Origin of the sequence: Streptomyces soli, from assembly GCF_003999195.1 — a bacterium.
Classification (GTDB): Bacteria; Actinomycetota; Actinomycetes; order Streptomycetales; family Streptomycetaceae; genus Actinacidiphila; species Actinacidiphila soli.
This window is the reverse complement of record NZ_RJVR01000070.1, coordinates 1-8,486: the sequence shown is the minus strand read 5'-3', so window position 1 is coordinate 8,486 and position 8,486 is coordinate 1. Positions and strand designations below refer to the sequence as shown.

General features: G+C 71.1%; 8 protein-coding genes and 1 pseudogene. 7 read left to right on the top strand and 2 right to left on the bottom strand.

Annotated elements, in window-relative coordinates; all coding sequences use genetic code 11:
• Window positions 1–430: 430 nt before the first annotated feature.
• Window positions 431–1,657, bottom strand: coding sequence for an acyl-CoA dehydrogenase family protein (locus EFK10_RS05645; RefSeq protein WP_127354657.1), 1,227 nt, complete (start codon window positions 1,655–1,657; stop codon window positions 431–433).
• 149 nt (window positions 1,658–1,806) lie between these two features.
• Here EFK10_RS05645 and EFK10_RS05640 point away from each other — a divergent pair, with 149 nt between their 5' ends.
• Window positions 1,807–2,451: a TetR family transcriptional regulator gene (locus EFK10_RS05640; protein ID WP_127354656.1), complete on the top strand. Its 645-nt coding sequence runs from the start codon at window positions 1,807–1,809 to the stop codon at window positions 2,449–2,451.
• A 7-nt stretch (window positions 2,452–2,458) separates the two neighbouring features.
• Here the strand turns inward: EFK10_RS05640 and def are convergent, their stop codons facing one another.
• A complete protein-coding gene (def, locus tag EFK10_RS05635; RefSeq protein ID WP_127354655.1) occupies window positions 2,459–3,010 on the bottom strand; it encodes a peptide deformylase in 552 nt (183 codons plus the stop codon).
• A 115-nt stretch (window positions 3,011–3,125) separates the two neighbouring features.
• Here def and EFK10_RS05630 point away from each other — a divergent pair, with 115 nt between their 5' ends.
• From EFK10_RS05630 to EFK10_RS05605, 6 genes and pseudogenes are all read left to right on the top strand, one after another.
• Window positions 3,126–4,364 (top strand): MurT ligase domain-containing protein, encoded by a 1,239-nt coding sequence (locus EFK10_RS05630; RefSeq protein WP_127354654.1) that lies wholly within the window; start codon window positions 3,126–3,128, stop codon window positions 4,362–4,364.
• Window positions 4,365–4,378: 14 nt separating this feature from the next.
• Window positions 4,379–5,107 carry a type 1 glutamine amidotransferase gene (locus tag EFK10_RS05625; RefSeq protein WP_127354653.1) on the top strand — a complete coding sequence of 243 codons (729 nt, stop codon included), beginning with the start codon at window positions 4,379–4,381 and terminating at the stop codon, window positions 5,105–5,107.
• A gap of 172 nt (window positions 5,108–5,279) precedes the next feature.
• Window positions 5,280–6,305 (top strand): 6-phosphofructokinase, encoded by a 1,026-nt coding sequence (locus EFK10_RS05620; protein WP_127354652.1) that lies wholly within the window; start codon window positions 5,280–5,282, stop codon window positions 6,303–6,305.
• A gap of 84 nt (window positions 6,306–6,389) precedes the next feature.
• Window positions 6,390–6,764: a VOC family protein gene (locus EFK10_RS05615; RefSeq protein WP_127354651.1), complete on the top strand. Its 375-nt coding sequence runs from the start codon at window positions 6,390–6,392 to the stop codon at window positions 6,762–6,764.
• A 103-nt stretch (window positions 6,765–6,867) separates the two neighbouring features.
• Complete coding sequence (locus EFK10_RS05610; protein WP_127354650.1) at window positions 6,868–7,824, top strand: cytochrome c oxidase assembly protein; 957 nt, start codon at window positions 6,868–6,870, stop codon at window positions 7,822–7,824.
• Between the two features lie 29 nt (window positions 7,825–7,853).
• A pseudogene (locus tag EFK10_RS05605) lies at window positions 7,854–8,486 on the top strand (hypothetical protein); the annotation flags it as partial.

Below are 8,486 nucleotides of genomic sequence, written 5' to 3'. Positions count from 1 at the left end.
CCGGTCCCGGCCGCCTCCGCCTTCGCCGCCGCCCTCCGCGAGGCCACCGCGGCCGCCGCCCGCGAGCGCCGGCCGCCCGACCTCTCCCCGGTCCGGGACGCGCTCGCCGCCTCCCCCTGCGGAGGGCTCCGCCTGCGACCGGGTGGCCCACCGCACGGCCGAGTTGCTCGTCGACGCCCTGGATGGCCTGGAGGCGGCACTCCGGCGCGGCGCTGAGCTTCCCGAAACCGGGGCTCCGCCCCGGTTTCGGTGCAGCCTCGTCGCTGCCTGCGGGCGTGTGGCCGGGTTGTGCCACCACCCCCGAAGCTTCCTTCGGTGCGCAACCGCCGATCGCGATGAGCCACCAGGAGAGGCCAGAGACCAGTTGCAGGGCGAACGGGCGGGCGGACCGGGCGGGAGAAGCCCCCGCAGGCGCAGCGGGCCGGCAGCCCTATCGGATGGGAAGGCCCGAGATGGTACGGGCGATGACGAGGCGCTGGATCTCCGCCGTGCCCTCGAAGATGGAGTAGATCGCGCTGTCGCGGTGCATGCGCTCGACGGGGTATTCGCGGGTGAAGCCGTTGCCGCCGAGGATCTGCATGGCTTGGGCGGTGACCTTCTTGGCGGTCTCGCCGGCGTAGAGCTTGGACATCGAGCCCTCGGCGGAGGTGAAGGGCTTGCCGGCGCTGGCCATCCAGGAGGCCCGCCAGACCAGGAGGCGAGCGGCGTCGATCTGGGTGCGCATGTCGGCGAGTTGGAAGGCGATGCCCTGGTTGTCGATGATGGGGCGGCCGAACTGGACGCGGGTCTTGGCGTAGTCGAGGGCCACCTCGTACGCGGCGCGGGCGATGCCGACCGCCTGGGCGCCCACGGCCGGCCGGGAGGCCTCGAACGTGGCCATGGCGGCGTTCTTGACGCTCCCCCGGCCGGCCTTGGCGCGCTCACGGGATCGCGCCAGGCGGTCGTCGAGTTTCTCCTTGCCGCCGAGGAGACAGGAGCCGGGGATGCGCACGTCCTCGAGGACGACCTCGGCGGTGTGGGAGGCGCGGATGCCGTGCTTCTTGAACTTCTGGCCCTGGGAGAGGCCGGGGGTGTTCGGGGGGATGACGAAGGACGCGTGGCCGCGCGCGCCGAGCTCGGGGTCGACGACGGCGACGACGACGTGGACGTTGGCGATGCCGCCGTTGGTGGCCCAGGTCTTGGTGCCGTTGAGGACCCACTCGTCCTTGGCCTGGTCGTAGACGGCCCTCGTACGCATCGCGGAGACGTCGGAGCCGGCGTCGGGCTCGGAGGAGCAGAAGGAGGCGAGCTTGACGTCGTTGACGTCGCCGTACATCTGGGGGATCCAGGTGCCGATCTGCTCCTCGGTGCCGTTGGCGAGGACGCCGACGGCGGCGAGGGCGGTACCGACGATGGACAGGCCGATGCCGGCGTCACCCCAGAACAGCTCCTCCATGGTGAGGGGGATGCCGAGCCCGGTGGGGTCGAAGTACTGCTGGGCGTAGAAGTCGAGGGAGTAGAGGCCGATCTTGGCGGCCTCCTGGATCACCGGCCAGGGCGTTTCCTCGCGGTCGTCCCACTCGGCGGCGGCCGGACGCATCACATCGGCGGCGAAGCCGTGGATCCAGTCGCGTACGGCCGTCTGGTCGTCGTTGAGTTCGAGCGTGAAGTCGCCCATGAGTCCCCTCCACCTGCTGGTTACTTGCGGTAACACGAGTCTGTTACCCGCTGGTACGACTGTCAACTCGGGGCCGGGCGGCCGGATGGCTGTCGCCGGAGTGTTACGTTGCGTGGGCGTGAGGAATTCGAACGGGCGGGGAGGCTCTGGTGGATACCAGCCAGCGGCAGGTGCAGCGGACAGCCGCGGAACAGCGGCGCAGGGAGCTTCTTGAGGCTGCCGACCGCGTCGTGCTGCGCGACGGGCCCGAGGCGTCGATGAACGCCATCGCCGCCGAGGCGGGCATCACCAAGCCGATCCTCTACCGGCACTTCGGCGACAAGAGCGGTCTGTACCGCGCACTGGCCAAACGGCACACGGACGCCCTGCTGGCCACGCTGCGGGCGGCCCTGGACAAGCCGAACGACCGCCGGGACCGGGTCGAGGCGACCCTGCACGCGTATCTCGCGGCCATCGAGGCGCGGCCACAGGTCTACCGCTTCCTCATGCACCCGGCGGAGGACGCAGCCGACGGCGAGAAGGGCTTCGACTTCGGCGGGCACTCCGCGCCGCTGCTGCGCCGGATGGGCGAGGAGCTGGCGAAGGTCATCGCCGAGCGGCTTGAGCTCGGACCGGACAGCGAGGCGCTGGCGCGGGTGTGGGGGCACGGGATCGTCGGCATGATGCACGCGGCCGGTGACTGGTGGCTGGCGGAGCGGCCCACGTCCCGCGACGAGCTGGTGCGGCATCTGGCGGATCTGCTCTGGGGGCGGCTGGCAGCGGCCGCGGACCGGCCCGGCGCGCCGGCGCTGTAGCGGGGTCTCACACACCGGACGGGCCGGCCTTGCCGACCCGCCGCGCCGCCCACAGGGCGCGGCGGCGGCGGAGCCCCGTAAGGCCGTCGGTGAAGACGCGGCCGTCCAGGTGATCGCATTCGTGCTGGAGGCAGCGGGCGAAGAATCCGGTGCCCTCCACCCGGAGCGGCTCGCCGTGCCGGTCGAAGCCCTCGATGAGGGCTTCGTCGTGGCGGGTCGTGCCCGCGTGGACGCCCGGAAGGGACAGACAGCTCTCGGAACCGGTGATCGTGACGCCGTCGGCGCGGACCAGGCGCGGATTGACGACGTGGCCGAGATGGCGGATGTCCTCGTCGTCGGGACAGTCGTAGACGAAGACCCTGAGCGGGACGCCGATCTGGTTGGCGGCGAGGCCGACGCCCTCGGCGGCATACATGGTGGCGAACAAGTCCTCGATCAGGAGGGCGAGTTGGGCATCGAAGGCGGTCACCTCGCGGCAGGGCTCGTGGAGGCCGGGGTCGCCGAGCAGCCGCATCGGGTGGACGGTTCCGGTGCTGCCGGGGATGGTGCCGTGTCGCATGGGGGCCACTGTAAGGGGCGGCGGGTTTCTGGGCCGGTGCACGGAGTCGATAGGCTGATGCGCGACCGACCCGCGGGGCAGGCGTGGGGCCGGACACAAGGAGGTTGTGGAGACGATGGCAGGCAACTCGGAGCCGCTGTCGCCGCGGGCGAAGCTGGCCGTGACGGCGGGCAGGGCCGCCGCGGCGGTGTCGCGCGCGGCAGGCCGTGGCAGCGGATCGGTGATCGGCGGCCGGGTGGCCCTCAAACTCGACCCGGACCTGCTGGCGGCGCTCGCCACCCACCTCGACGTGGTGCTGGTCTCGGCGACCAACGGCAAGACCACCACCACCCGGCTGCTGGCCGAAGCCCTCAGGGCCGCGGGCCCGGTCGTCTCCAACGCGCTGGGCGCCAACATGCCCGCCGGGATCACCTCCGCGCTGGCCGGCGGCTCAGACGCCCGCTACGGCGTGATCGAGGTCGACGAGAAGTACCTGGCCGGCGTGGCCCGGGACGTCAACCCCAAGGCGATCGCCCTCCTCAACCTGTCGCGCGACCAGCTCGACCGCGCCGCCGAGACCCGGATGCTCGCCGAGAAGTGGCGCGAGGGCCTGGCCGGTACGGAGGCGATCGTGATCGCCAATGCCGACGACCCCCTGATCACCTGGGCCGCGTCCTCCTGCCCGACCGTGGTGTGGGTGGCGGCCGGCCAGGAGTGGAAGGACGACGCCTGGTCCTGCCCGTCCTGCGGCGGCGTCCTGCAACGCCCCTCCGAGGACTGGTTCTGCGGCAAGTGCGGCTTCCGCCGTCCGATGCCGACCTGGGCGCTGTCCGGCGACCATGTGATCGATCCGTACGGCGCCGCCTGGCCGATCCATCTGCAACTGCCGGGCCGGGCCAACAAGTCCAACGCCACCGTCTCAGCCGCCGCGGCCGCCGCCTTCGGGGTGGACCCCAAGGTCGCGCTGGAGCGGATGTACGCGGTGCAGGCGGTGGCCGGCCGCTACGACGTGGTGAGCTTCCTCGGCCGCGACGTACGGCTGCTGCTGGCCAAGAACCCGGCCGGCTGGCTGGAGACCTTCTCCCTCATTGACGGGCCGCCGGCCCCGGTGATCCTTTCGGTCAACGCCCGCGGCGCCGACGGCACCGACACCTCGTGGCTGTGGGACGTGGACTACACCCGGCTCGCCGGGCACCCGATCTTCGTCATCGGCGACCGCAAGCTGGACCTGGCGGTCCGGCTGGAGGTCGCCGGGCTGCAGTTCCGGGTCTGCCAGGACGCCGACGAGGCGGTGCGCAGCGCGCCCGCCGGCCGGATCGAGGCCATCGCCAACTACACCGCGTTCCAGGACCTGCGCCGCCGCGTCGGCAACTGAGGGAGTACGCAAGCATGACTGATTCCAGCCTGCGCCTGGTGTGGGTCTACCCCGACCTGCTGAGCACCTACGGCGACCAGGGCAATGTCCTGGTGGTGGAGCGCCGCGCCCGGCAGCGCCGCGTCCCCGTCACCCGTATCGACGTACGGTCCGACCAGGCGATCCCGACCTCGGGCGACATCTACCTCATCGGTGGCGGCGAGGACCGCCCGCAGCGGCTGGCCGCGGAGCGGCTGCGCCGGGACGGCGGGCTGGGCCGCGCCGTGGAGAACGGCGCGATCGTCTTCTCGGTGTGCGCGGGCTACCAGATCCTCGGCCACGAGTTCGTCAACGACCTGGGCCGCCCCGAGCCGGGCCTGGGTCTGCTGGACGTGGTGAGCGTGCGCGGCGAGGGCGAGCGTTGCGTCGGTGACGTCCTGGCGGACATCGACCCGGCCCTCGGCCTGCCGCCGCTGACCGGTTTCGAGAACCATCAGGGCATCACCCACGTCGGACAGCGTGCCCGGCCCTTCGCCCGGACCCGCTTCGGCAAGGGCAACGGCACGGGCGACGGCACCGAGGGCGCGTACAACGACACGGTGTTCGGCACCTACATGCACGGCCCGGTCATGGCCCGTAATCCGCAGATCGCGGACATGCTGATCAAGCTGGCGCTGGACGTGAAGGCGCTGCCGCCGGCGGACGACCAGTGGTACGAGGCGCTGCGCGCCGAGCGCATCGCGGCGGCGAGCCAGCCGGCCTGAGGCCCTGAACACGTGAGGGCAACACCCCGGGGCGGGTCCGGGGTGTCCGTACTGCGGGCGCTTAAGCGCAGCCCGAGGGTGGCTCAGTATCGTAAGAGTGCGGCGCGGCGCCGCAGGTCCATCCGGACGACGGGGTCCGGCGCCCGGATCGATCTGTCAGGAGTAACGAGCAATGCGTATTGGCGTGCTGACCAGCGGTGGCGACTGCCCCGGACTGAACGCCGTCATCCGGTCTGTGGTGCACCGCGCCGTGGTCGACCACGGTGACGAGGTCATAGGCTTCCACGACGGATGGAAGGGCCTGCTCGAGTGTGACTACCGCAAGCTCGACCTGGACGCCGTCGCCGGCATCCTGGCTCGCGGTGGCACCATCCTCGGCTCTTCGCGGGTCCGGCCGGAGCACCTGCGGGACGGCGTGGAGCGGGCCAAGGGCCATGTCGCCGACCTGGGCCTGGACGCGATCATCCCGATCGGCGGCGAGGGCACCCTCAAGGCGGCCCGGCTGCTGTCCGACAACGGGCTGCCGATCGTGGGTGTGCCCAAGACCATCGACAACGACATCTCCTCGACCGACGTCACCTTCGGCTTCGACACCGCCGTGGGCGTGGCGACCGAGGCCCTGGACCGGCTGAAGACCACCGCCGAGTCGCACCAGCGGGTGCTGATCGTCGAGGTCATGGGCCGCCACACCGGCTGGATCGCCCTGCACTCGGGCATGGCGGCCGGCGCCCACGCCATCGTCGTCCCCGAGCGGCCCTTCGACATCGCCGAGCTCACGGCGGTCGTCGGCAAGCGCTTCGAGGCAGGCAAGAAGTTCGCCATCGTCGTGGTCTCCGAGGGCGCCAAGCCCCGTGAGGGAACGATGCAGTTCACCTCCGGCGCCAAGGACGTCTACGGTCACGAGCGCTTCACCGGCGTCGCCAACCAGCTCTCCGTCGAACTGGAGGAGCGGCTCGGCAAGGAGGCCCGCCCGGTCATCCTCGGCCACGTCCAGCGCGGCGGCACCCCGACCGCGTACGACCGTGTCCTGGCCACGCGCTTCGGATGGCACGCCGTGGAGGCGGCGCACAACGGCGACTTCGGCCACATGACGGCGCTGCGCGGCACCGACATCACGCTGGTGCCGCTCGCCGAGGCGGTCGAGCACCTCAAGACGGTCCCGGCCGAGCGTTACGTCGAGGCGGAGTGCGTGCTGTAGGCCACCCGCTCCGGTTGTGAAGGCCGCCCCGCAGCTGCGGGGCGGCCTTCACGCGAGCAGACTGGGAGCCGAAAGGTGGTCGTCATGTTCAGAGACACCAAGGCGTTCAGCGGCTTCGCCGTGAACGACATCGGGAAGGCCCGGGCCTTCTACGGCGACACGCTCGGCCTGTCGGTCTCCGAGGAGAACGGCCTGCTGAGGCTGCACATCGCCGGTGGCACGGACATCCTGGTCTATCCGAAGCAGGACCACACCCCGGCGGATTTCACCATCCTCAACTTCCCCGTCGATGACATCGACAAGGCCGTCGACGAACTCGCCGCGCGCGGAGTGAGCTTCGAGACGTACGACGACTTCAAGGCGGACGAGAAGGGGATCGTCCGCAGCGACCGGGGTCCGTACATCGCGTGGTTCAAGGACCCCGCCGGAAACGTCCTGTCCGTGCTCCAGGGCGGGTGAGCCCGCCGAACCACCACCGACGCCCCCCACCGCCCCGCTGCCCTCCTGGCAGCGGGGCGGCTTTAGTCTGGTCCGGGCACACGCACGACATGGAGAGTGATGGATGGACCACGGCGGACACGGCACGATGACGGACTTGCCGCCGTTCACGCTGGGGCGGGGGCTGGAGTTCAGCGGGGATCCGGTCTTCATGGTGGGGTGTCTGCTGGCGCTCGCACTGTACGGCTGGGGCGTGGTGCGTCTGCTCCGGCGCGGGGACCGCTGGCCGGTGGGGCGGATCATCGCCTTCACGACTGGGGTGTTGACGGTCGCCCTAATGATGTGCACTGCGCTGAACGACTACGGCATGGTCATGTTCAGCGTCCACATGGTGCAGCACATGGTCATCAGTATGGTCTCCCCCATCCTGATCCTGCTGGGTGCGCCGGTGACGCTCGCGCTGCGGGCGCTGCCGGCGTCGGGGCGGGGAAACCGCAAGGGGCCGCGCGAGCTGCTGGTGGCGGTGCTGCACAGCCGGTACATGCAGGTGATCTCGCATCCGGCGTTCACGATCCCGCTGTTCATCGCGAGCCTGTACGCGCTGTACTTCAGCCCGCTCTTCGACTTCCTGATGGGCAGCAGGGCCGGGCACATCGCGATGATGCTGCACTTCCTGGCGGTAGGCCTGGCGTTCTTCTGGCCGATCATGGGGGTGGACCCGGGGCCGAACCGGCCGGGCTACATCATGCGTATGCTGGAGCTGTTCGCCGGGATGCCGTTCCACGCGTTCTTCGGGATCGCGCTGATGATGGCCAGCGAGCCGATGGTGACCACCTTCCTGCACCCGCCGGCCTCGCTGGGCATCGACCCGCTGGACGACCAGACGGCGGCCGGAGGCATCGCGTGGGCGTTCAGTGAGATCCCGTCGGTGATCGTTCTGGTGGCCCTGCTGTTCCAGTGGTACATGTCGGAGCAGCGGCACGCCCGGCGCAAGGACCGGGCGGCAGACCGTGACGGTGACGCCGAGCTGGTCGCGTACAACGCGTACTTGGCATCCTTGGAGGCACGCGGCCGCGGCTGAGCGGTCGTTGACAGCAGGGAGGCCCCGCGATGGGCGACGACCAGGTGCGGATATCGGGCGCGGCGCTGGAGCTGCCCGGTGGAGTGACGGTCCGGTTCATGCGGACCCTGCGACTGCCGGAGACCGGCACCCATCCACTGCCACCCGGCCTGGGGACCTTCCCGCTGCGCAGGGTGGCCGACTACCCGGACCGGGCTCCCGCCGAGTGGCTGGCGCGGGGCGGGGTGATGCTGCCGGTCTATCAGCGCGAGGCGATGTGGCTGAGCTTCTCCGCGACGGCCCCGGCGGCGTTGCAGGTGGGGGTCGGCAAGGTGTGCGCGGTGTCGGGGAGGCCGTGGAGCGACCGGCTCTCGCGGGAGCCGCAGAACTACGTGGTGCTGCCGCGCCAGCCGTGGCTGGACGGCATCAACTCCGGTTCGGGCACGATCCGGCAGTTCGTGGCGGTGCCGCTGGGGCTGGGCGCGACGGTCGAGGGCCAGGTCTCCGGCGAGGAGCTCTGGGGCGGCGTGCAGCTGCAGGTCTTCGAGCTCGGGGACGAACCGCTGGCCGCCTGGCGGGCCGAGCAGCGGCGCAGCGTGCGCCGCCGGGGGACGTGGGGGGTGGCGGGCGACGAGACGGCGTACGGCGCCGCGATGCCGATGGCGGCCGCGCCCGCCGCACCG